20 protein-coding genes, 2 tRNA genes and 3 rRNA genes are annotated in these 20518 nt (G+C 41.5%); 23 read left to right on the top strand and 2 right to left on the bottom strand.

Features of this window, described 5'->3' with window-relative positions:
* Window positions 1–4 precede the first annotated feature (4 nt).
* From rpmJ to MHB55_RS20365, 16 genes are all read left to right on the top strand, one after another.
* Window positions 5–118 (top strand): 50S ribosomal protein L36, encoded by a 114-nt coding sequence (gene rpmJ, locus MHB55_RS20440; protein ID WP_003247619.1) that lies wholly within the window; start codon window positions 5–7, stop codon window positions 116–118.
* A 23-nt stretch (window positions 119–141) separates the two neighbouring features.
* On the top strand, window positions 142–507 hold the full coding sequence (rpsM, locus tag MHB55_RS20435; protein WP_090567879.1) for a 30S ribosomal protein S13: 366 nt from the start codon (window positions 142–144) through the stop codon (window positions 505–507).
* A 25-nt stretch (window positions 508–532) separates the two neighbouring features.
* Window positions 533–922, top strand: a complete 390-nt coding sequence (rpsK, locus tag MHB55_RS20430; protein ID WP_053591340.1) for a 30S ribosomal protein S11 — start codon at window positions 533–535, stop codon at window positions 920–922.
* A 136-nt stretch (window positions 923–1058) separates the two neighbouring features.
* Window positions 1059–2003 carry a DNA-directed RNA polymerase subunit alpha gene (locus MHB55_RS20425; protein WP_144541012.1) on the top strand — a complete coding sequence of 315 codons (945 nt, stop codon included), beginning with the start codon at window positions 1059–1061 and terminating at the stop codon, window positions 2001–2003.
* Window positions 2004–2056: 53 nt separating this feature from the next.
* Window positions 2057–2437 carry a 50S ribosomal protein L17 gene (rplQ, locus tag MHB55_RS20420; protein ID WP_144541014.1) on the top strand — a complete coding sequence of 127 codons (381 nt, stop codon included), beginning with the start codon at window positions 2057–2059 and terminating at the stop codon, window positions 2435–2437.
* A 324-nt stretch (window positions 2438–2761) separates the two neighbouring features.
* The gene (locus tag MHB55_RS20415; RefSeq protein ID WP_340863902.1) at window positions 2762–3610 is read left to right on the top strand and encodes an energy-coupling factor ABC transporter ATP-binding protein; all 849 of its coding nucleotides are present in this window, start codon (window positions 2762–2764) and stop codon (window positions 3608–3610) included.
* Window positions 3586–4461 carry an energy-coupling factor ABC transporter ATP-binding protein gene (locus tag MHB55_RS20410; protein ID WP_144541018.1) on the top strand — a complete coding sequence of 292 codons (876 nt, stop codon included), beginning with the start codon at window positions 3586–3588 and terminating at the stop codon, window positions 4459–4461. The genes MHB55_RS20415 and MHB55_RS20410 overlap by 25 nt, the downstream gene beginning before the upstream one ends.
* A complete protein-coding gene (locus MHB55_RS20405; RefSeq protein ID WP_144541020.1) occupies window positions 4455–5252 on the top strand; it encodes an energy-coupling factor transporter transmembrane component T family protein in 798 nt (265 codons plus the stop codon). The genes MHB55_RS20410 and MHB55_RS20405 overlap by 7 nt, the downstream gene beginning before the upstream one ends.
* A 14-nt stretch (window positions 5253–5266) precedes the next feature.
* The gene (truA, locus tag MHB55_RS20400) at window positions 5267–6013 is read left to right on the top strand and encodes a tRNA pseudouridine(38-40) synthase TruA (RefSeq protein ID WP_144541022.1); all 747 of its coding nucleotides are present in this window, start codon (window positions 5267–5269) and stop codon (window positions 6011–6013) included.
* 171 nt (window positions 6014–6184) lie between these two features.
* On the top strand, window positions 6185–6622 hold the full coding sequence (rplM, locus tag MHB55_RS20395) for a 50S ribosomal protein L13 (RefSeq protein WP_144541024.1): 438 nt from the start codon (window positions 6185–6187) through the stop codon (window positions 6620–6622).
* Between the two features lie 22 nt (window positions 6623–6644).
* Entirely contained in the window at window positions 6645–7037 is a 393-nt protein-coding gene (rpsI, locus tag MHB55_RS20390; RefSeq protein ID WP_144512714.1) for a 30S ribosomal protein S9, read from the top strand.
* A gap of 240 nt (window positions 7038–7277) precedes the next feature.
* A complete protein-coding gene (locus tag MHB55_RS20385) occupies window positions 7278–7700 on the top strand; it encodes a GNAT family N-acetyltransferase (protein ID WP_144541026.1) in 423 nt (140 codons plus the stop codon).
* A 185-nt stretch (window positions 7701–7885) separates the two neighbouring features.
* Complete coding sequence (locus MHB55_RS20380; protein WP_340863901.1) at window positions 7886–8389, top strand: GNAT family N-acetyltransferase; 504 nt, start codon at window positions 7886–7888, stop codon at window positions 8387–8389.
* A gap of 17 nt (window positions 8390–8406) precedes the next feature.
* On the top strand, window positions 8407–9591 hold the full coding sequence (locus MHB55_RS20375) for an MFS transporter (protein WP_154312075.1): 1185 nt from the start codon (window positions 8407–8409) through the stop codon (window positions 9589–9591).
* Window positions 9592–9642: 51 nt separating this feature from the next.
* Window positions 9643–10356, top strand: a complete 714-nt coding sequence (locus MHB55_RS20370; RefSeq protein ID WP_144541050.1) for an N-acetylmuramoyl-L-alanine amidase — start codon at window positions 9643–9645, stop codon at window positions 10354–10356.
* A 77-nt stretch (window positions 10357–10433) separates the two neighbouring features.
* The gene (locus tag MHB55_RS20365; RefSeq protein WP_144541032.1) at window positions 10434–11486 is read left to right on the top strand and encodes an Mrp/NBP35 family ATP-binding protein; all 1053 of its coding nucleotides are present in this window, start codon (window positions 10434–10436) and stop codon (window positions 11484–11486) included.
* Between the two features lie 31 nt (window positions 11487–11517).
* On the opposite strand, the gene gerD is transcribed toward MHB55_RS20365, so the two are convergent.
* On the bottom strand, window positions 11518–12099 hold the full coding sequence (gene gerD / locus MHB55_RS20360) for a spore germination lipoprotein GerD (protein WP_154312076.1): 582 nt from the start codon (window positions 12097–12099) through the stop codon (window positions 11518–11520).
* Between the two features lie 136 nt (window positions 12100–12235).
* Between gerD and MHB55_RS20355 the strand changes: the two genes are divergently transcribed.
* The gene (locus MHB55_RS20355) at window positions 12236–12919 is read left to right on the top strand and encodes a KinB-signaling pathway activation protein (protein WP_144541036.1); all 684 of its coding nucleotides are present in this window, start codon (window positions 12236–12238) and stop codon (window positions 12917–12919) included.
* 37 nt (window positions 12920–12956) lie between these two features.
* Here the strand turns inward: MHB55_RS20355 and MHB55_RS20350 are convergent, their stop codons facing one another.
* Window positions 12957–13616: a hypothetical protein gene (locus tag MHB55_RS20350; protein ID WP_154312077.1), complete on the bottom strand. Its 660-nt coding sequence runs from the start codon at window positions 13614–13616 to the stop codon at window positions 12957–12959.
* 251 nt (window positions 13617–13867) lie between these two features.
* Here MHB55_RS20350 and MHB55_RS20345 point away from each other — a divergent pair.
* The 6 genes from MHB55_RS20345 to MHB55_RS20320 all read left to right on the top strand — a co-directional run bounded on the left by MHB55_RS20345 (window position 13868) and on the right by MHB55_RS20320 (window position 20483).
* Window positions 13868–15421: ribosomal RNA gene (locus MHB55_RS20345) — 16S ribosomal RNA — on the top strand.
* A gap of 235 nt (window positions 15422–15656) precedes the next feature.
* Window positions 15657–18584 (top strand): 23S ribosomal RNA (locus MHB55_RS20340).
* A gap of 56 nt (window positions 18585–18640) precedes the next feature.
* A 5S ribosomal RNA gene (gene rrf / locus MHB55_RS20335) occupies window positions 18641–18756 on the top strand.
* Together the 16S, 23S and 5S rRNA genes form the textbook arrangement of a ribosomal RNA operon.
* 748 nt (window positions 18757–19504) lie before the next feature.
* Window positions 19505–19651, top strand: a complete 147-nt coding sequence (locus MHB55_RS20330) for a hypothetical protein (RefSeq protein WP_154312078.1) — start codon at window positions 19505–19507, stop codon at window positions 19649–19651.
* 677 nt (window positions 19652–20328) lie between these two features.
* Window positions 20329–20403 (top strand) — tRNA-Asn (locus MHB55_RS20325).
* Between the two features lie 7 nt (window positions 20404–20410).
* Window positions 20411–20483, top strand: a tRNA-Thr gene (locus MHB55_RS20320).
* Window positions 20484–20518 lie beyond the last annotated feature (35 nt).

Here is a 20518-nt window from a genome sequence, read left to right as displayed (position 1 = left end):
TTAGATGAAAGTGAGACCATCTGTGAAGCCGATCTGCGAAAAATGTAAAGTAATTCGCCGACGCGGTAAAGTAATGGTAATCTGTGAAAATCCTAAACACAAACAAAGACAAGGATAATAAGAAGGAGGTGCACGACACATATGGCACGTATTGCTGGTGTTGACATTCCACGCGATAAACGCGTTGTTATTGCATTAACATACATTTTCGGAATTGGTAAAACTACGTCACAAAAAGTATTAGCGGAAGCTGGTATCTCTGAAGAGACTCGCGTTCGTGATCTTACTGAAGACGAGCTAAACAAAATCCGTGAACAAATCGGTGTATACAAAGTAGAAGGTGACCTTCGTCGTGAAGTATCACTAAACATTAAACGTCTGATGGAAATCGGTTCATTCCGAGGAATCCGTCATCGTCGCGGCTTACCAGTACGCGGACAAAATACGAAGAACAATGCACGTACTCGTAAAGGTCCACGTAAAACAGTAGCTAACAAGAAAAAATAATCGGTAAAGGAGGTTTCTTCTTAACATGGCACGTAAACAACAAACACGTAAGCGTCGTGTGAAAAAGAATATCGAATCCGGTATTGCTCACATTCGCTCAACATTTAACAACACTATTGTGACTATAACAGACATGCAAGGTAACGCACTTTCTTGGTCAAGTGCTGGAGCTCTTGGATTCAGAGGTTCTCGTAAATCTACTCCATTCGCTGCACAAATGGCTGCTGAAACTGCTGCTAAAACTTCAATGGAACATGGTTTAAAAACTTTAGAAGTAACTGTTAAAGGTCCTGGTGCTGGTCGTGAAGCGGCAATCCGCGCACTTCAAGCTGCAGGTCTAGAAGTTACAGCAATTAAAGACGTAACACCAGTACCACATAATGGTTGCCGTCCACCAAAACGTCGTCGCGTTTAATAGGTGATCCTCAATATGTTTGAGAACATCATTTATTGTACAGACTGAGGTTGTGCAACACAGCAATCAGTTAAACGATCGAATTCATGATGGAAAGAACCTATACATTCGATGTTTTGAGGGAGGGTAAATTGGAATGATCGAAATTGAAAAACCAAAGATTGAAAGTGTAGAAATCAGCGAAAATGCCAAGTTTGGTAAATTTGTTGTAGAACCGCTTGAACGTGGCTATGGAAATACTTTGGGCAATTCTTTACGTCGTATCCTTCTGTCTTCTTTACCAGGAGCCGCAGTTACTTCTATTCAAATTGATGGCGTTTTACACGAGTTTTCAACTATTGAAGGCGTAGTGGAAGATGTAGCATCTATTATTATGAATGTGAAAAAACTAGCTCTTAAAATCTACTCTGATGAAGAAAAAGTCATAGAGATAGATGTAAAAGGAGAAGGAACTATTACAGCAGCTGACATTACTCATGACAGTGACGTGGAGATTTTAAATCCGGAGCTTTATATTGCTACAATCGGCAAAAATGGTCATTTCCGTATGCGTATGTACGCAGGGCGAGGCCGTGGCTACACTCCTGCTGATCAAAACAAACGTGAGGATCTTCCTATCGGCGTAATCCCGATCGACTCTATTTATACTCCAGTTTCACGCGTTAATTTTCAAGTGGAAAACACTCGTGTTGGACAAATGTCTAACTACGATAAATTAACTCTTGATGTGTGGACAGATGGCAGCACCGGTCCAAAAGAGGCGATTTCGCTTGGAGCAAAAATACTAACAGAGCACTTGAACATTTTTGTAGGGATGACAGATGAGGCACAAACTGCGGAAATCATGGTCGAAAAAGAAGAAGATCAAAAAGAAAAAGTTTTAGAGATGACTATTGAAGAACTTGATCTTTCTGTTCGTTCTTATAACTGCTTGAAGCGTGCAGGTATTAATACAGTACTTGAACTTGCTAGCAAGTCAGAAGACGATATGATGAAAGTAAGAAACCTTGGACGTAAATCTTTAGAAGAAGTAAGAGCTAAGTTAGATGAGCTTGGCTTAGGATTACGTAAAGAAGACTAAGCGATTTTTGATATAGCTAGATATGAACTATTCACCAAAGGAGGGAAACATCCATGGGTTACAGAAAACTTGGACGTACAAGTTCTCAACGTAAGGCGATGTTACGTGACTTAACAACTGACCTAATTATTCATGAGCGTCTTCAAACAACTGAAGCACGTGCAAAAGAATTACGTTCTGTTGTTGAAAAAATGATCACTTTAGGTAAACGCGGAGACTTGCACGCTCGTCGTCAAGCAGCTGCATACATTCGTCGTGAAGTAGTTACTACTACTGATGAAGAAGGCGAAGAATCAACAACTTTTGCTTTGCAAAAATTGTTTGATGATGTAGCACCACGTTATGCAGATCGTCAAGGCGGTTATACTCGTATTATGAAAGTTGGACCTCGTCGCGGAGACGGAGCACCAGTTGTAGTAATTGAGTTAGTTTAATTTAATGGATCAGTCGTTTATTCGATTGCTAAATTAAAATTCAAAGCTGAAGAGGGATGTTGGTGTTGCTACCACCCTCTTCTTTTTTCAAACAGATTTATACGACATTATAAAAGCTGAGTGTTATGATGAGCGGACTTTCATTAGTAGCGTCTCGTCTAGCTCTACGCACCTCATTTTCTGACTGGTCTTGAGCAACCAGTCTAGAAATAAGTTATAGAAGAGCGCATTTCTCCAAATGAGGTGCGCGCTTTTTTAATTTGTCTATAAATTTGTTAATATGGAGTTAAGCTGAGCAGAGTTTAGTTAAGGGAGGTTAAGGGCATGAAAGCAGAAATTATTTCCTTACAGGATGTAACATATACCTATTCCGAAGAAAATACTAATATCAAACCCGCAATACATAATGTGTCATTTTCTATAGGTGAAAGCGAATGGGTTGCTATTGTAGGTCACAATGGATCTGGTAAATCCACGTTAGCCCGATTAATGAATGGTCTTCTATTTCCTCAGAAGGGAAAGGTGCGTATTTTTGGTGAGCCGTTAACGATGGAAAATCTTTGGGAAACTAGATCGAAAATGGGCATGGTATTTCAAAACCCCGATAACCAATTCGTTGGGGCTACTGTCCAGGACGATGTAGCATTTGCCCTAGAGAATAATGGGATCCCCTTTGAGGAAATGGTAGAACGAGTACGACGATCATTAGCAAAGGTCAATATGCAGGATTTTATGAATAGCGAGCCACATCATCTGTCAGGTGGCCAAAAGCAAAGGGTGGCTATAGCGGGTGCTATTGCGATGCAGCCACGCATTTTATTGTTAGATGAAGCAACCTCCATGCTAGATCCGCAAGGGAAGGAAGAGGTGCTGTCAACGGTTCGTCAGCTAAGAGAAGAAACGGATCTGACGGTTATCTCCATAACGCATGATTTAGAGGAAACCTTGCTTGCAGATAGAGTTATTATGATGAATCAGGGTGAGAAATATGTAGAGGATACTCCAAAAGGTATTTTCGAGCGTGGGCAAGAATTAGTGGACTTAGGTTTAGATTTGCCATTTGCGATGAAAATGTCCAAGCTTATAAAAGCTCAAGGGATATCCCTAATCGCAGAACATATGTCAGAAGAAGAGTTGGTGAACGATTTATGGACATCACACTTCAACAAGTAAGCTATGCTTATGCAAAAGATACCCCTTTTGAAAAAAAAGCCTTGTTTGATGTGGATTTGAATATACCTTCTGGCTCTTATCAAGCTATTATAGGGCACACTGGCTCAGGAAAGTCTACTGTGTTGCAGCATTTGAATGCCTTATTAAAGCCTACGGAAGGTACCGTTAGGATAGGAGAGATAGAGGTCCAAGGTAAAAAGAAAAATAAACAATTACGTGCAGTGCGCCAAAAAGTAGGCATAGTGTTTCAATTTCCAGAGCATCAGTTGTTTGACGAAACAGTACTCAAGGACATTATGTTTGGTCCTATGAACTATGGTGTACCAGAGGCTGAAGCTAAGGCACGTGCAGTAGAATTGGTTAAGCTACTAGGATTACCTGAAGAGGTCATGGAAAAATCTCCATTTGACTTATCTGGTGGCCAAATGAGACGCGTCGCTATAGCAGGAGTTCTAGCTATGAACCCAGAAGTCCTAGTACTGGATGAGCCGACCGCTGGTTTAGATCCAAGGGGTCGTAAGGAAATCATGGACCTCTTTTATCGCATTCATCAAGAGAAGGGAATAACGACTATCCTCGTGACGCACAGCATGGAAGATGCAGCTAGATACGCAGATCGAATAGCAATCATGTATAGAGGGAAATGTGTGTTGCAAGGCACTCCGGAAGAGGTTTTTGAAAATGAAACTCGTTTAAAAGATTATCAGTTGGAGCTGCCACAAACAGTAAAGTTTCAAAGGAAATTAGAACAAATGATGGGCAGAAGGCTACCGATTCTCTGTTTAACAGAGGAAGTATTGGCGAAAGAAATGGCGCACCTGTTAAAAAAGGGGTGTGAGGACGAATGTTAGAAAAAATGATTTTTGGTCGTTACATACCTGGGGATTCATTAATTCACCGCTTAGATGCCAGAGCTAAATTAATCTTTGTTTTCTTATTTATCGCCGTGGTTTTCATCGCGAATAATTGGATCACATATGGAATATTGGTGTTATTTACTTTTTTAATAATCCGTATGTCAAAAATAAGATTATACTTTCTAATCAATGGTTTAAAACCTGTCGTTTTTTTGATAATCTTTACATTCTTATTGCATATAATTTTCACTCGAGAGGGCGCTCTTATTTTTGAATGGAAGTTTATAAAAATTTATGAGGAGGGTTTGAAGCAGGGGATATTCATATCTATCCGTTTCTTCGTACTCGTTATACTAACATCCATTTTAACGCTCACTACAACGCCTATATCGATTACTGATGCTTTAGAGATACTTCTGAACCCCTTAAAGAAATGGAAACTCCCAGTGCATGAATTAGCGCTTATGATGTCAATCTCCTTAAGGTTCATCCCAACACTTATGGATGAAACTGATAAGATTATGAAAGCGCAGATGGCCAGAGGGTCGGATATGACTTCAGGAAGTATGAAAGAGCGAATGAATGCTATTGTGCCGTTGCTGATTCCGCTATTTGTGAGTGCTTTTAAACGAGCTGAGGATTTGGCGACAGCTATGGAGGTTCGCGGCTATAAAGGTGGCGAAGGTAGAACAAGATATCGCAAGCTAGAGTGGAGGAAAAAGGATACGGCAATTCTAGTTGTACTTGTCCTTTTAGCAGTTATACTTGTTTATTTTAGACAGTAATGGGAGGTAACGGTATGCGTTTAAGAGCTATCATCAGCTATGATGGAAGTCAATTTTCTGGTTATCAGGTTCAACCGGGAAAAAGAACAGTACAGCTAGAGCTTGAACGAGTTCTACAAACAATCCATAAAGGTGAACTAGTGAAGGTAGTAGCAAGTGGTCGTACGGATGCAGGGGTGCATGCGACAGGTCAGGTAATTCATTTTGATAGTCACTTCAACTTACCTATGGATCGCTGGAGAACTGCTTTAAATGTTCAACTTCCAAAGGATATCCGAATACATTCCGTAGAAGAAGTTGCTGCAGACTTTCATGCAAGATATCATGCGGAGGGCAAAACTTATCGATACAAATGGACGCTAAATGAGATTCAGAGCCCATTTGAGCGTAATTATACTGTCCATGTGGATAGATATAAGCCTAACGTAAATTTGATGAAGGAAGCTTCCGTACACCTTTTAGGGACGCATGATTTCTCTAGCTTCTGTGCATCTAAAACTAGTATAAAAGACTTTGTCAGAACAGTAAGGTCAATAGATTTTGAATGGAAAGAAGACTCTAATCAGCTGCATATGGTTATCAGCGGTAATGGTTTTTTATATAACATGGTTCGAATTATTGCAGGTACTTTATGGGAAGTTGCAATAGGAAAAAAAAATGTGGACGAGCTACCAGGAATTCTTCAATCTTGCGATAGAAAAAATGCTGGTAAAACCGCGCCAGCACACGGTTTATATCTAGAAAAAGTAGAGTATTCATGATGTAGCAACTTTTCCAGGTGTTTATGGAAAAATACTTGACTATTAACAGTGTGTGGGTTATGATGATGTATGGTATTTTCATTAACCCCACAATATAAGCCCCGAAACTTATTGGTATGAGGATATAGAAAATTATAGATCGATTATGATTGAATTAGGAGGACAAAATACATGCGTACAACATTCATGGCTAAAGGTCACGAAGTAGAACGTAAATGGTTAGTTATCGACGCTGAAGGCCAAACTCTTGGTCGTCTTGCTTCTGAAGTAGCAGCTATTTTACGTGGAAAAAACAAACCAACTTTCACACCGAACGTTGACACTGGTGATCACGTGATCATCATCAATGCAGAAAAAATTCATTTAACTGGGAACAAGTTAAATGACAAAATTTACTACCGTCACACTCAATTTGCTGGTGGACTTAAACAACGTACTGCTTTAGAAATGCGTACTAAGTACCCAACAAAAATGATCGAATTAGCGATCAAAGGAATGCTTCCTAAAAACACTTTAGGTCGTCAAATGTTCGGAAAACTTCACGTTTACGCTGGAGCAGAACATCCACATGCAGCACAACAACCAGAAGCTTATGAGCTTCGCGGATAATAATTAAGAGGAGGACATACACTTGGCACAAGTTCAATATATCGGCACTGGTCGCCGTAAAAGCTCAGTAGCACGCGTACGTTTAGTACCAGGCGAAGGAAAAATCGTTATCAACAAACGTGACGTAGAAGATTACGTACCATACGAAACTTTACGTGAAATCATTAAACAACCATTAGTAACTACTCAAACTCTAGGTAGCTATGATGTTCATGTAAACGTTAATGGTGGTGGATTCACAGGTCAAGCAGGAGCAATCCGTCACGGTATTGCACGTGCTCTACTTACAGTAGATCCTGATTTCCGTCCAGCTTTAAAATCTGCAGGATTCTTAACACGTGACCCACGTATGAAAGAACGTAAAAAACCAGGACTTAAAGGCGCTCGTCGTGCACCTCAGTTCTCAAAACGTTAATCTTACAAGATTACAAAGACTCTCAACCTTTATGGTTGGGAGTTTTTTTATTTTTATTCAAACATTCTCACTTTTAGTTATTAATCCTTTCTAGATGTCAAAGAAGGGATTCTTTTATTTCAAAAAACTAATTGAAATGCCGTATATACTAACGTAACTAACTAAAAAATAACAGATGGTATTAAAAGGTATTTAAGTTATAATAGTAAAGGAAAAAATAGGGATAGGAGAGTGTCGGGCTTGAAAATAACACAGCAATGGAATCAGGTGGATAGTGATTATATACGACAAAAGGTTATTGAGCATAATATGGCTAATATTCCTGAGGAGGTGAAACACCCGAAAAAACAAATCAGTTTCGTACTGCGTGATGAAAACCAAAAGATTCTCGGAGGAATTACGGGTACAATTTTTTGGTATCATCTTCATATTGATTTCCTATGGGTGGATGAGTCTTTGAGAGGTCAAGGTTACGGAAAAGAATTGCTAACTAAAATAGAAGAGTTTGCGATAGAGCATAACTGTAGGCTTATACAATTAGATACCTTTAGCTTTCAAGCACCTGATTTTTATCAAAAGTTTGGTTATGAAGTAATTGGTATCGTAGATGATTTTCCTACGAAGGATAGTAAACAGTATTACTTAGCAAAAAGAATGGGTTAGCTAAAGGTAGATTGGGTCTTAGACTCTAATCTACCTTATTATTTTTTGAAAAAAATAATTACCTGGTCATCTTATTTAATGACAAATTATTAAGAATTATTTATCTTCTACCGAAAAAGGGATTGTAGCATAAATTGCGTAAGTGTATATTAAGTAAGCAATTATACATAAAGTGGGGTGGGAGAATGTTTTCTTCAGAAAGATTAGATTTTCGTTTCTATACAGAGGCTGACTTAGACTTTTTATATTCCATGCTTTCAGACGAAAGAATGACAGAATTTATAGGGAACGGGAAGACAAGGAATCGTAAGGAAACCTTAAATTTTTTACAGTGGATTTTTCAACATTATGAGCAAAACAACGAGTATGGGTTAAAGTTATTGGTACGTAAGAAAGATGGAGTGACAATTGGCCATGCTGGTATTGTTCCACAATTAATTGAGGGACAAGTGGAATTAGAAATTGGCTATTGGATTGCTAGAGAGTACTGGGGAAATCATTACGCAAGTGAGGCTGCGGAGACTTTGTTACAAAGAGGTCTAAACCAGCTAGGAGTGGGAAGGTTTATATCGCTTATTCAAAAGCCAAATTTAGCGTCTAGAAAGGTAGCAGAAAAAATAGGTATGCAGCTAGAAAGAGAAATAATATTAAGCGATAAGCAGGTTTGCTTATATGTATATGAAAAATAGAGAGAAGTAGGGTTGAGATGAGAAAGAAATTTAATGTAGTTACTTCTACCATTTTGGTAAGCATTTTTTTAGCGAGGTTTGGGACGTTTTTGGTAATTCCCTATCTTACTTTGTTTTTGTTAAATGAGTTTGACTATTCGGGTGTGCAGATAGGAGCTATATTATCCACCTTGGCTTTTTCTGGTCTTCTCATGAGTTTTTTTGTAGGTCCCTATATTGATAAATTTCCAAAAAACAAAGTTATCTTAACTGGTTTAAGCGGATATCTAGCCTGCTATATTTATTTTCCATTTATCGATCAATATGCAGGGTTTATTGTTTTTGCGGTTTTACTAGGGATGAGTCAATCAATAGTTGAGCCAACCTATCGTGTGTTATTAAGTCTTTACACAGAACCAGAGAATAGAAGATTAATCTTTAATATACGATATTTTTTGATTAATATCTCTGCTGCTGTAGCACCGCTCACTTCCGTCTATTTTCAGCGGTTCGGGCTTGAGAATATATTTTTCGGTGTCGGTTTTATCTTTCTAGTAAATATTATTACGTTTATGGTGTTATTCAAGAAGTATCCGATGGAGAAACCTGCAGCTAGTTCTTCCAAATCATCTATTTTTCAGTCTTTCCATGTATTTAAAAAAGATTATGCTTTCAGTATTTTTGTGCTTGCCTTGATTTTTATAACCTTTGGATATAGTCAGTTTGATTCGACTTTTAGTCAGTACTTAGGTAAGACATTTGACGCGGAGCTTGCAGTTACATATTTTTCATGGTTGATTACGACAAATGCAATAACGGTTTTAATCATACAATACTTTGTTTATAAGCTAGGAGAGCGGATCAGTACCACTTCATCACTAATGATTGGAAGTGGAATGTTATCTATTGGATTACTAATTTTCGGGCAAAGTCCAAATATTATTGTGTTAATTGTAGCGATGATTATCTTTACAGCAGGAGAAGTACTGGTTTTTACAATGGTAGATATACATATTGATAGTATGTGTGAGGATCATGAAAAAGGGACTTATTTTGCTCTTACAGGTGTAAAATCTGTTGGAAGAATTATAGGCCCAAGTTTGGGAGGAATATTATTAGATAATGTAGGAAGTGGAGCAGCAGTATTCTTTATCATATCTTTCATTACTATTTTATCTGTCCCATCATTTTTTATAAGTTCTAAAATGAAGCCGAGAATCTAATCATACTCTTTGTCCCTCTTACGTATAATGAGTGAAAAAGGAGCGATTAACCTGAAAAAATGGCTTATAATCGGTGTTTTGTTTTTTGTCACTCTACTAGCGGTAACTTACAGCACAAGAGCAAGTGATATTGGTTTTTTCCTGCCAGAACCATTAAGTGGGGTAAAGGTTGTCATCGACCCAGGGCATGGAGGGATAGATGGCGGGGCGAGTTATGGGGAAGTAGTGGAAAGAGATATAACTCTATCTATGTCTCTTAAACTAGAAAAAATTTTAAAGTCTCAAGGGGCAACGGTTGTTATGACACGCACAAAAGAGGGGGATGCTGTGGCAGAGCATTTACCTGATGAGGATTACCCGACAACTCGTGCGAGAAAACGTGCAGATTTATTGCTAAGAGAAGAGATTATGAATAACTCTGAGCCGGATATGGTCATTAGTATGCATGTCAACGCTGTTCCTGAGGAAAGATGGAGAGGCGCTCAAGTTTTTTATCACGCAGAGGGACATGAGGGCGGACAGCTACTAGCTAAATCCATCCAATCATCCATTAAAAGCAATATTGGCAATACTGAAAGAGAGGCACTCGCTATCAAGCAAGTCTATATCTTGAAGAAAGCAAAAGCACCAGCAGTTTTAGTGGAAACTGGTTTCATAAGCAATACAGATGAAAGAGAATTGCTTACATCGGACAAATATCAAAATGATATGGTAAATGCTATCGCAGATGGAATTAGATTATTCGTAGAAGAAAGCGTTTATTGAGCCGATGAAGGGATGGTAGACCCTCGTATATGGTATACTATATTGCGAATAGTTAACTAAAGGGGAGTGTCTGCACAATGATTAATGAGAAACAAGTTCGTACATTACTTGGGGAATTAAACGATCCGTTTTTACATAGAACTCTTGAAGAAACGAATGGTATCTCTCAAGTTTCGATAAAGGAAGAGAAAAATCATGTTAGTGTCAAATTGGCAATTGCAAAGATTAACTCAGCGGAGCAAATGCAGTTACAAACTAAAGTAGTAGAAATATTGAAAAATGCTGGTGCCAACACGGTTGGTATTCGTTTTGAAGAGCTTCCTAAGGAAGTATTAGAGCAGTTCCGCGGAAAAGGAAAAGAGAGCGATAGCGAGGATATTCTTTCTCCAAACAGTAAAGTGAAGATTATCTCTATCGCATCTGGTAAAGGAGGCGTAGGTAAATCTACGGTATCCGTGAACTTGGCTGTGGCTCTTGCTCGATTAGGGAAAAAGGTTGCTTTAGTAGACGCAGATATTTACGGCTTTAGCGTACCGGATATGATGGGAGTAAAAGACGTTCCTCAAATCAAAGAAGATCGTATTATTCCAGTAGAGCGCAAAGGAGTCAAGGTAATATCAATGGGATTCTTTGTTGAAAACAACACTCCTGTTGTTTGGCGCGGACCAATGTTAGGGAAAGTTTTGGACCAATTCTTTAAAGATGTAGAGTGGGGAGAGTTAGACTTCTTGCTTTTAGATTTACCACCAGGTACAGGAGACGTGGCATTAGACATTCATCAAATGCTGCCTGCCTCTAAAGAAATCGTTGTCACTACACCACATCCAACAGCAGCTTTCGTAGCAGCTCGTGCGGGTGCTATGGCTTTACAAACGGATCACGAGATTTTAGGAGTTATTGAAAATATGTCATGGTACGAATCTAAGTCTACTGGTGAGAAGGAGTTCGTTTTTGGTAAAGGCGGAGGCCCTAAACTTGCCGAAGAACTTCGTACAGAGCTTCTAGGTCAGATTCCTCTTGGTCAGCCTGACTGGAATGATATCGATTTTGCTCCTTCCGTATATTCTGAAACCCATGAGACGGGCAAAATATATTTGGATATCGCTGAAAAAATTATAGAAAAAGCATAAAAAAAAAGGCCGTTTCCTAATAGGAGCGGCCTTATTTTTCTTCCTCTTTCTTGCTTTCCTCTTTCTTAGAGCCACCGCCACTTTCCTCTTTTGAGGCGCCCGCTTCTTCTACTAGCTTCTGCCATTTTGTTTGTAGCGTTGGACTTTGAATAGTTTCTTCTACAACCTTTTGGATCTCTTTACGCATATCACTTGATTTTAGTGTTTTTTCTAATTCCTTTTTCATCTCAGCAGAACTAAAGAAACTCTCTAAGTCCTTAAGGTATTCTGAATCCTTCATCATTTTTTTCATCAAATCTTCTTGTTGTTTCAGCATACTCTTTGCCATAGTCTCAGAAAATTTAGGGTCCTGATAAAGTTCCTTCCAAAACTCCTCTGCTTGCTTAGAAAGCATAGTCTCTTCGACCGATTTTTTTACTTGTTCACTGTCTATTACAAGCATTTCTTGAAATTGAGGATCCTCTAAAAGGGTGCGTATAGCTTTCTTACCATCCTCAGTCTGCAATGCATCGATTAACATCTTTTTGTTTTCTTCATATGAAGGAGTGCTAGAAGATTCACTACAACCAGCTAGGAGCCCAATACTCAATAATAATAGGGCAAAATATTTCATTTAAGCCTCACCATCCTTTCAATTATTGTTCACATTTAAAATAGAAATATGTATTGCATTTATGAAGAAATAGATTTTTTCCCAAATCGTTGATACAATCGTAAGAGGAAATAGAGTAGATGGAGGAAATCTTGCTGTGACAATTCGAAATTGGTTTAAATTCTTTCTTAATTCAATGATTATCGGCGGCCTCATTACAGGAGTTTTAGGTTTGTTCATCCGTTGGGATGATGCCTTTGCAAAATATTTTGAAGCAGGACAATGGAGTGAATTTATTGCTGCATTTGTTTTTATGGTAGTAATGGGTTTCACTATTAGTGTAATTGCCCAAATGGGATTCTTCGCTTATTTAACCATTCATCAAATGGGCGTAAATATATTTAGAACTCTAACACTATGGAATTGGGTACAATTATTAATTATTGCGTTTGTGATATTCGATTTGATAATGTTCCGCTTTCGTCCAAATGCTGAAACGACGGGACAAGTTTGGTTATACGGAATCTTGTTGGCCATTTTAATAATAACGGCTGTAGTTGTGGGTATAATAAAAGCAAATAAAACAAAAAAGCATGCGCTAATTTCGGCTGTATTCTTTATGATAGTAGTTTCCACGTTAGAGTGGCTTCCAGTCTTAATGGTTAATGCTGACAAAGTAGATAGCTGGGTTACTTTATTATTGTTTCCCATACTTGCAGTTAATGCATACCAATTGTTGGCCTTACCGAAGTACAACGCTAAATCTGATGAAGATCGTTTAAAACTTGAAGCTCGCAGAAAAGCGAGAAGAGAAGCAGCAACAGCTGTGAAGGGTAAATAAGAAAACTGCTCTGACTAATTAGTCGGAGCAGTTTTCTTTAATCAGGAATGCTTTTTGTTTTCATTTTTAAATTAAATATATTTTGTTCAATAGTAACAAAAGGTTGAGATTTTAAATATTTTGCAAGTTGGACCGTGTCGATTCGTTCCTCTTGGTGTAAGGGAACGGTAAGTATATCTCCTTTCCCAAGCTTAGGAATGCTATCTCCTAAAACTAAAGAAGATCCCAGCAGATTTATTTCCTCCTTCCAAGCATCCTTCTGAAGCTCCATTGGAAACTCATAATCAGAAGTTCTAAACCAATTAGGCTTCTCACCAATCGCTTTTTCAAATCTATCTACTTCTTTTTTAAAGAGACTGCGGTCCTCGGTATACTGTAAACCCTCTTTCCCTAACAGGCTAATAGGAATTTTTTTGTCTTGCATCAATTTAACAATCGGCTCAGAGCGCTCGATCCATTCAATGCTAATAAAAAAATGAGGATAAGGTGCTTTTAAATCTTTTACTAATGCTTCTACATCCTCTCTGCCAAATGTCAGATCTATAGTGACAGTGTTTCCATAGGTACCCTTGGAGATAACGCTTGGTTTTTCTGTCACTTGAAAGACGGGAAGAAGAGTAGAATAAGTATTGGGCATAAAGAGTAAAAGCATGAATAACAGTACAGAGGAGATGGTTATTAAAAGCTTTGTTTTCAAAGAAACACACACCTTTTCAATTTGTTTTAATAAATTTTATGATTAAGTGTTGACATTCATGTTTAAACGATGGTAAGATACAAAGGTCGCCAAAACAAAACGACAAAATACATTATATGAACATTGAAAACTGAACATGCAAAACGTTAAGACATAAAGCATCAAATAACTTCGGTTATGTTGATGCAAAACAATTTTGACATCATTTAATGATGATGCCAGCAAAACAAAATGAGCTTTTTAAGTTCTCTATTATGGAGAGTTTGATCCTGGCTCAGGACGAACGCTGGCGGCGTGCCTAATACATGCAAGTCGAGCGAATGATGAAGAAGCTTGCTTCTTCTGATTTAGCGGCGGACGGGTGAGTAACACGTGGGCAACCTGCCCTGTAGATTGGGATAACTCCGGGAAACCGGGGCTAATACCGAATAATCCATTTCCTCACATGGGGGAATGTTAAAAGACGGTTTCGGCTGTCACTACAGGATGGGCCCGCGGCGCATTAGCTAGTTGGTGAGGTAACGGCTCACCAAGGCGACGATGCGTAGCCGACCTGAGAGGGTGATCGGCCACACTGGGACTGAGACACGGCCCAGACTCCTACGGGAGGCAGCAGTAGGGAATCTTCCACAATGGACGAAAGTCTGATGGAGCAACGCCGCGTGAGTGAAGAAGGTTTTCGGATCGTAAAACTCTGTTGTGAGGGAAGAACAAGTACGAGAGTAACTGCTCGTACCTTGACGGTACCTCATTAGAAAGCCACGGCTAACTACGTGCCAGCAGCCGCGGTAATACGTAGGTGGCAAGCGTTGTCCGGAATTATTGGGCGTAAAGCGCGCGCAGGCGGTCCTTTAAGTCTGATGTGAAAGCCCACGGCTCAACCGTGGAGGGTCATTGGAAACTGGGGGACTTGAGTGCAGAAGAGGAAAGCGGAATTCCAAGTGTAGCGGTGAAATGCGTAGAGATTTGGAGGAACACCAGTGGCGAAGGCGGCTTTCTGGTCTGTAACTGACGCTGAGGCGCGAAAGCGTGGGGAGCAAACAGGATTAGATACCCTGGTAGTCCACGCCGTAAACGATGAGTGCTAAGTGTTAGGGGGTTTCCGCCCCTTAGTGCTGCAGCTAACGCATTAAGCACTCCGCCTGGGGAGTACGGTCGCAAGACTGAAACTCAAAGGAATTGACGGGGGCCCGCACAAGCGGTGGAGCATGTGGTTTAATTCGAAGCAACGCGAAGAACCTTACCAGGTCTTGACATCCCGCTGACCGGCCTAGAGATAGGCTTTTCCCTTCGGGGACAGCGGTGACAGGTGGTGCATGGTTGTCGTCAGCTCGTGTCGTGAGATGTTGGGTTAAGTCCCGCAACGAGCGCAACCCTTGATCTTAGTTGCCAGCATTCAGTTGGGCACTCTAAGGTGACTGCCGGTGATAAACCGGAGGAAGGTGGGGATGACGTCAAATCATCATGCCCCTTATGACCTGGGCTACACACGTGCTACAATGGACGGTACAGAGGGTCGCAACCCCGCGAGGGTGAGCTAATCCCATAAAACCGTTCTCAGTTCGGATTGTAGGCTGCAACTCGCCTACATGAAGCCGGAATCGCTAGTAATCGTGGATCAGCATGCCACGGTGAATACGTTCCCGGGCCTTGTACACACCGCCCGTCACACCACGAGAGTTTGTAACACCCGAAGTCGGTGGGGTAACCCTTTTGGGAGCCAGCCGCCGAAGGTGGGACAGATGATTGGGGTGAAGTCGTAACAAGGTAGCCGTATCGGAAGGTGCGGCTGGATCACCTCCTTTCTAAGGATATATTCGGAATACAGATTTTTATCTGTATCTTAACGTTTTGCAGTTCAGTTTTGAATGTTCATTTTTATGATGAGCATTTATACTTGCTCCTGCGATTACTCGTCGCAAAGGGACAAGCCCTTTGTTCTTTGAAAACTGGATAAAACGACATCAAAAAAGAAACAAACGCAAGATATTCAAATTGTGATCACTTACGTGATTGCAAGTGTAGTACTTTTAACTTTTAGGTTAAGTTAATAAGGGCGCACGGTGGATGCCTTGGCACTAGGAGTCGACGAAGGACGGCACTAACACCGATATGCTTCGGGGAGCTGTAAGTGAGCTTCGATCCGGAGATTTCCGAATGGGGAAACCCACTGCCCGTAATGGGGCAGTACATTTGCGTGAATACATAGCGCATCTGAGACACACCCAGGGAACTGAAACATCTAAGTACCTGGAGGAAGAGAAAGAAAATTCGATTCCCTGAGTAGCGGCGAGCGAAACGGGAAGAGCCCAAACCAAGAGGCTTGCCTCTTGGGGTTGTAGGACACTCTATACGGAGTTACAAAAGAATGAGTTAGATGAAGCGACCTGGAAAGGTCCGCAGGATAGGGTAAAAGCCCCGTAGTCCAAAATTCATTCCCTCCAGAGTGTATCCTGAGTACGGCGGAACACGTGAAATTCCGTCGGAATCCGGGAGGACCATCTCCCAAGGCTAAATACTACCTAGTGACCGATAGTGAACCAGTACCGTGAGGGAAAGGTGAAAAGCACCCCGGAAGGGGAGTGAAATAGACCCTGAAACCGTGTGCCTACAAATAGTCAAAGCCCGTTAACGGGTGATGGCGTGCCTTTTGTAGAATGAACCGGCGAGTTACGATTACATGCGAGGTTAAGTTGAGAAGACGGAGCCGCAGCGAAAGCGAGTCTGAATAGGGCGAATGAGTATGTGGTCGTAGACCCGAAACCAGGTGATCTACCCATGTCCAGGATGAAGGTAAGGTAACACTTACTGGAGGTCCGAACCCACGCACGTTGAAAAGTGCGGGGATGAGGTGTGGGTAGCGGAGAAATTCCAATCGAACCTGGAGATAGCTGGTTCTCTCCGAAATAGCTTTAGGGCTAGCCTCAAACGTTAGAATCTTGGAGGTAGAGCACTGTTTGGACTAGGGGCCCATCCCGGGTTACCGAATTCAGACAAACTCCGAATGCCAATGATTTATGTTTGGGAGTCAGACTGCGAGTGATAAGATCCGTAGTCAAGAGGGAAACAGCCCAGACCACCAGCTAAGGTCCCAAAGTATTTGTTAAGTGGAAAAGGATGTGGCGTTGCTTAGACAACCAGGATGTTGGCTTAGAAGCAGCCATCATTTAAAGAGTGCGTAATAGCTCACTGGTCGAGTGACGCTGCGCCGAAAATGTATCGGGGCTAAACAAATCACCGAAGCTGTGGATTGATACCTTTGGTATCAGTGGTAGGAGAGCGTTCTAAGGGCGTTGAAGTCAGACCGGAAGGACTGGTGGAGCGCTTAGAAGTGAGAATGCCGGTATGAGTAGCGAAAGATGGGTGAGAATCCCATCCACCGTATGACTAAGGTTTCCTGAGGAAGGCTCGTCCGCTCAGGGTTAGTCGGGACCTAAGTCGAGGCCGATAGGCGTAGACGATGGACAACAGGTTGATATTCCTGTACCACCACCCCACCGTTTGAGTGATGGGGGGACGCAGTAGGATAGGGTAAGCGTGCTGTTGGTTATGCACGTCCAAGCAGTGAGGTGTGAGTGTAGGCAAATCCGCACTCTGTAACATTGAGCTGTGATGGCGAGGACTTAGTCCGAAGTTCCTGATTTCACACTGCCAAGAAAAGCCTCTAACGAGGTGGGAGGTGCCCGTACCGCAAACCGACACAGGTAGTCGAGGAGAGAATCCTAAGGTGAGCGAGAGAACTCTCGTTAAGGAACTCGGCAAAATGACCCCGTAACTTCGGGAGAAGGGGTGCTCTTTTGGGTGTATAGCCTAGAAGAGCCGCAGTGAATAGGCCCAGGCGACTGTTTAGCAAAAACACAGGTCTCTGCAAAACCGTAAGGTGAAGTATAGGGGCTGACGCCTGCCCGGTGCTGGAAGGTTAAGAGGAGTGCTTAGCGCAAGCGAAGGTGCGAATTGAAGCCCCAGTAAACGGCGGCCGTAACTATAACGGTCCTAAGGTAGCGAAATTCCTTGTCGGGTAAGTTCCGACCCGCACGAAAGGCGTAACGATCTGGGCACTGTCTCAACGAGAGACTCGGTGAAATTATAGTACCTGTGAAGATGCAGGTTACCCGCGACAGGACGGAAAGACCCCGTGGAGCTTTACTGTAGCTTGATATTGAATTTTGGTGCAACTTGTACAGGATAGGTAGGAGCCTTAGAGCCCGGAGCGCCAGCTTCGGAGGAGGCGTCGGTGGGATACTACCCTGGTTGTATTGAAATTCTAACCCATACCCGTAACCCGGGTAGGAGACAGTGTCAGGCGGGCAGTTTGACTGGGGCGGTCGCCTCCTAAAGTGTAACGGAGGCGCCCAAAGGTTCCCTCAGAATGGTTGGAAATCATTCGAAGAGTGTAAAGGCAGAAGGGAGCTTGACTGCGAGACCTACAAGTCGAGCAGGGTCGAAAGACGGGCTTAGTGATCCGGTGGTTCCGCATGGAAGGGCCATCGCTCAACGGATAAAAGCTACCCCGGGGATAACAGGCTTATCTCCCCCAAGAGTCCACATCGACGGGGAGGTTTGGCACCTCGATGTCGGCTCATCGCATCCTGGGGCTGTAGTCGGTCCCAAGGGTTGGGCTGTTCGCCCATTAAAGCGGTACGCGAGCTGGGTTCAGAACGTCGTGAGACAGTTCGGTCCCTATCCGTCGTGGGCGTAGGAAATTTGAGAGGAGCTGTCCTTAGTACGAGAGGACCGGGATGGACACACCGCTGGTGTACCAGTTGTTCTGCCAAGGGCATCGCTGGGTAGCTATGTGTGGACGGGATAAGTGCTGAAAGCATCTAAGCACGAAGCCCCCCTCAAGATGAGATTTCCCATTACGCAAGTAAGTAAGATCCCTCAAAGACGATGAGGTAGATAGGTTCGGGGTGGAAGCGTGGCGACACGTGCAGCTGACGAATACTAATCGATCGAGGACTTAACCAAATTGTTTGTTTCCATTAATGATGTCTTTTATCCAGTTTTGAGTGAACAACTCAAAGTCTAGTGATGATGGCGAAGAGGTCACACCCGTTCCCATACCGAACACGGAAGTTAAGCTCTTCAGCGCCGATGGTAGTTGGGGGTCTCCCCCTGCAAGAGTAGGACGTCGCTGGGCACTATAGGAAGTCGTTACCGAGTAATCGGTGGCGGCTTTTTTGTATTAAGAGAAAAAGGCCGAAGGCAATCATCATTATCTAAGCAAGTGTGCGAGAAAGCAGAGGGGTAAAGAGTTCGAGGAAGCAAGGAAGAGAGGCTCGGAGCGTATAGCATACGCGAGAACCGAACGACTGCGGCTGACGAAGAAATCTGCCGTCCATCTGGTTTCGCAGCCTGCGCCGATGGTAGTTGGGGGTCCCCCTGCAAGAGTAGGACGTCGCTGGGCACTATAGGAAGTCGTTACCGAGTAATCGGTGGCGGCTTTTTGTTTGTTATAAAGAAATTAGAAGTGCCGAAGGCACTAACCAATTCTATCTAAGCAAGTGTGCGAGAAAGCAGAGGGGCAAAGAGTTCAAGGAAGCAAGGAAGAGAGGCTCGGAGCGTATAGCATACGCGAGAACCGAACGACTGCGGCTGACGAAGAAATCTGCCGTCCACCTGGTTTCGCAGCTCAAAAGCATCTAAATAAAAAGATGCTATTCATTAATAATGTTAAGTGTTTCTTATATTGCTAATGGCTCTGATGAAGAAAAAAGTTAATTTATCGAAAAATGGTATGGTGAAGGTTGCCCAACATATATTAAAATTAATTTAATCAATACTGAATATTTTTGCTAAAATAGAAAAAAATTATGAAGGTGTTCACGTTACACTAACGCGGCAGTTTCGTTACCGAAGGTATAAATTAGAGGATTCGGAGATGTTGGATGGCAAAGAAAAAAAAAGAAAAGCAGGATGGGTTTTTTAAAGAAATTTTAGGTGAGATTGGTGGTTCTATAATATTTGAAGTGGTCTGGAACATCATAATGTTTATACCAAGAGTAATAATTCGCTTGATTTCAACCCTTTGGTGAAGTCATTATTTCCTATTTTAACTTATAATCACTTTAGTAAAATGGACAGTAAATGCATGAGCTTGAAGATACACTTCCTAGCTCACTTTTTGTGAATTTTAAATCAACCTTTCTCTTTAACATAGCCTTGTTAATAAAAAGATAAAAAGTTCTCCACTTATAAAGAAATAGGATGGCTCCCGAAATTGTATCTTCGGTAGCCGCTCTACTCGTAGGAAGGACAACAATTCCCTTATTATCAAAAGCTGCATTAAAAACGTTTCGAGTGTTGTAGGTTGGCGCAGGACTGTCGATGCAATAGGATGACCGAAAAAGAGAGGGATTGTCGTGACGTAAGTCATGACAATCCCTCTCAAAAAACTCCTCGGTTATCTTATAAGTAAAAGACCAGTCCGAAGCCATCAGGAAACACACTATCCATTTCAGAAGGATCAATTAAACTAACTTTCCCTGTATAATTAAATATTTAAAGGCCAATATAACATGGTGAAGCAATTCCAATGAAATAATTCCAAATATAGAAAAAGGACACATATTTAAACTAAATATTTTACTTTAACTCCTTAAATTCTATAATATTACATTTTAAATATTTCATTGGGAAAATATCTAAATTAAGCTTGAAATTTAAAGTATACTTGTTATAATTATATTTGTACTTTAAATGATAAGAACGTTCCGAAGTAGCTCAGTGGTAGAGCAATCGGCTGTTAACCGATCGGTCGTAGGTTCGAGTCCTACCTTCGGAGCCATTTTTATGCTTCCATAGCTCAGTAGGTAGAGTGCTTCCATGGTAAGGAAGAGGTCACCGGTTCAAATCCGGTTGGAAGCTTTTCTCATTACTAAAAGCAGGGAAAACATACATAA

Origin of the sequence: Psychrobacillus sp. FSL K6-1267, from assembly GCF_038003265.1 — a bacterium.
In the GTDB taxonomy this organism is placed as follows: domain Bacteria; phylum Bacillota; class Bacilli; order Bacillales_A; family Planococcaceae; genus Psychrobacillus; species Psychrobacillus faecigallinarum.
This window is presented reverse-complemented; position numbering and strand designations above follow the sequence as displayed.

Bases quoted from the DNA above. Each gene is read 5' to 3' on its own strand.
- rpmJ (WP_003247619.1), top strand. From the start codon at position 5: ATGAAAGTGAGACCATCTGTGAAGCCGATCTGCGAAAAATGTAAAGTA.
- rpsM (WP_090567879.1), top strand. From the start codon at position 142: ATGGCACGTATTGCTGGTGTTGACATTCCACGCGATAAACGCGTTGTT.
- rpsK (WP_053591340.1), top strand. From the start codon at position 533: ATGGCACGTAAACAACAAACACGTAAGCGTCGTGTGAAAAAGAATATC.
- MHB55_RS20425 (WP_144541012.1), top strand. From the start codon at position 1,059: ATGATCGAAATTGAAAAACCAAAGATTGAAAGTGTAGAAATCAGCGAA.
- rplQ (WP_144541014.1), top strand. From the start codon at position 2,057: ATGGGTTACAGAAAACTTGGACGTACAAGTTCTCAACGTAAGGCGATG.
- MHB55_RS20415 (WP_340863902.1), top strand. From the start codon at position 2,762: ATGAAAGCAGAAATTATTTCCTTACAGGATGTAACATATACCTATTCC.
- MHB55_RS20410 (WP_144541018.1), top strand. From the start codon at position 3,586: ATGGACATCACACTTCAACAAGTAAGCTATGCTTATGCAAAAGATACC.
- MHB55_RS20405 (WP_144541020.1), top strand. From the start codon at position 4,455: ATGTTAGAAAAAATGATTTTTGGTCGTTACATACCTGGGGATTCATTA.
- truA (WP_144541022.1), top strand. From the start codon at position 5,267: ATGCGTTTAAGAGCTATCATCAGCTATGATGGAAGTCAATTTTCTGGT.
- rplM (WP_144541024.1), top strand. From the start codon at position 6,185: ATGCGTACAACATTCATGGCTAAAGGTCACGAAGTAGAACGTAAATGG.
- MHB55_RS20380 (WP_340863901.1), top strand. From the start codon at position 7,886: ATGTTTTCTTCAGAAAGATTAGATTTTCGTTTCTATACAGAGGCTGAC.
- MHB55_RS20375 (WP_154312075.1), top strand. From the start codon at position 8,407: ATGAGAAAGAAATTTAATGTAGTTACTTCTACCATTTTGGTAAGCATT.
- MHB55_RS20365 (WP_144541032.1), top strand. From the start codon at position 10,434: ATGATTAATGAGAAACAAGTTCGTACATTACTTGGGGAATTAAACGAT.
- gerD (WP_154312076.1), bottom strand. From the start codon at position 12,099: ATGAAATATTTTGCCCTATTATTATTGAGTATTGGGCTCCTAGCTGGT.
- MHB55_RS20330 (WP_154312078.1), top strand. From the start codon at position 19,505: ATGGCAAAGAAAAAAAAAGAAAAGCAGGATGGGTTTTTTAAAGAAATT.